The organism is Mesorhizobium robiniae (assembly GCF_040545535.1).
Taxonomy (GTDB): domain Bacteria; phylum Pseudomonadota; class Alphaproteobacteria; order Rhizobiales; family Rhizobiaceae; genus Mesorhizobium; species Mesorhizobium robiniae.
On the sequence record NZ_JBEPMC010000037.1, the window covers coordinates 1 to 1,843 of the forward strand.

1 protein-coding gene and 1 pseudogene are annotated in these 1,843 nt (G+C 58.2%); both read left to right on the forward strand.

Annotated features, from left to right (window positions below):
* Nucleotides 1-173, forward strand: a pseudogene (locus ABID19_RS34205) (oligopeptide ABC transporter ATP-binding protein); the annotation flags it as partial.
* Between the two features lie 52 nt (nt 174-225).
* A complete protein-coding gene (locus tag ABID19_RS34210; protein ID WP_263807293.1) occupies nt 226-1,617 on the forward strand; it encodes a CapA family protein in 1,392 nt (463 codons plus the stop codon).
* Nucleotides 1,618-1,843: the final 226 nt, after the last annotated feature.

The window sequence follows — 1,843 nt, forward strand, 5'->3', positions numbered from 1 at the left end:
GCTGCCGCATCGAAGTGCCGCCTCTGGTGCCAATGGCCGACGGACGGGTCGTGGCCTGTCATGTGCGCGCTCCGGCGACGGGCATGCCGGCCGAGCCGGCTGATTCTTCGCTCAGTCCTGTGGTTATGTCAGAGACTCTTTCACCCGATCGAGCATCTCGAGCGCACCGCTGACACGGAAACCGAACATCATTCCAGATCCAGTGGAAAGAAAAGAAGAAGGACTATGGAAGAACATTCACACGAGAACGGTCATCATTCGGTCCAGCAGGATGGTGGCTATGATGCGGTCGGATCGATCGCAACGAACGTTGCGGACGGCTTCACGGTGATAGCAGTTGGCGACCTTATTGTGTCGCGACCGCTAACCAAAGGCAACCATTCCGGCTTTGACAAGATCGTCAAGATCCTGCGCGATGCCGATGCCACGTTCGGCAACATGGAAACCAACATCTTTGATATCCGATCGTTCAAGGGAAGCCCGCAGGCTGAGTACGGGGGCGCGTATCACGTCAGCCTACCGGACCTTGGACCTGATCTGAAGGCGATGGGGTTCAACCTAATGAGCCGCGCAAATAACCATACGCTTGATTGGGGCCTTGAAGGCATGGGTGAGACGAGCCGCATATTGGATGAGAGCGGTATCGTCCATGCAGGTGTTGGGGAGAATCTTGCGCAAGCCGGCGCCGCTCGCTTCTTGGAGACCGCGCGCGGTCGCGTGGCATTGCTGTCGTTTGCTTCAACGTTCATGCCGATGTCTCGTGCGTGCGATCCCGCCGACGAGGCGCCCGGCAGACCCGGGCTCAACCCCCTTCGTTTGGCGGAAAGCATCTTGGTCCCGTCGGAGATGCTCAAAAACTTAAGGCAAGTGCGCGATGCACTGCCGGGTTGCCAGTCCAGCCATGGTAATTCCGACCGAGTCGTGCTCTCTGGCGTGACATACAAAACAGGCGACAAGGTGGGTTACAGCTTTGAACCCAACCCGCGCGATGTCGCCGACATCCTCCGAAACGTTCGCCGGGGCAAGCAGTTCGCCGACTTCTGCATCATCACGCACCATGGTCACGAGCCCGGGAACTGGAGCCAGCAGCCGCCCGACTACCAACAATCCTTTGCGCATGAGATGATTGATGCGGGGGCCGACGCATACGTCGTACATGGACCGCACCAGTTGCGAGGTATCGAAATCTACAAGGGTCGGCCGATCTTTTATAGCATTGGGAATTTCATGATGGACGACCTTCGGTCCCCCGTGGGCGCTGACATGTTTGCCGAATATGGCAAGGACCCAGGGGCCGACACGGATGCCGAGGTGACGGTCGCTGAGATGGCAAGTGGATTTTCAGACCCGGTCTTCTATGAGAGCATCATCACCGTAAGCCGATTTGAGCAGAACCAGCTTGCTGAATTGCGGCTTTATCCGATCGAGCTTGGCTACTCCAAGAGGTTTGTCAGCCGGGGTATCCCACGGCTCGCTCCCCCGCCGCTCGCAAGAGTCATTTTGGAGCGTCTTCAGAAGCTCTCGGAGCCTTTCGGAACCCAGATCGCCTTCGACAACGGCGTTGGAGTTATAAGGCTAAAGCCAGTTCGTTACGATGGCTTGGCTCGGGGACGCTAACAGGAAGTCTTATCCCAGAAAGCTGCGACGTGCCGGAACTCGGAACCCTCGAGCCGCCAGAGGCCGCAAGCCTCGCAAGACAAAATACCAGACGCTAAAGACGGCAAACCCGCAAAGGCCGCCATCACCGCCCCCGTGGGTCGGTCAAAATCCCCCGGGTGTGGTCACTTGAAACTCCCCCACCTGATGGTCACCGGCAGCGCTACTGAACAGCGGTAGCCGGTAA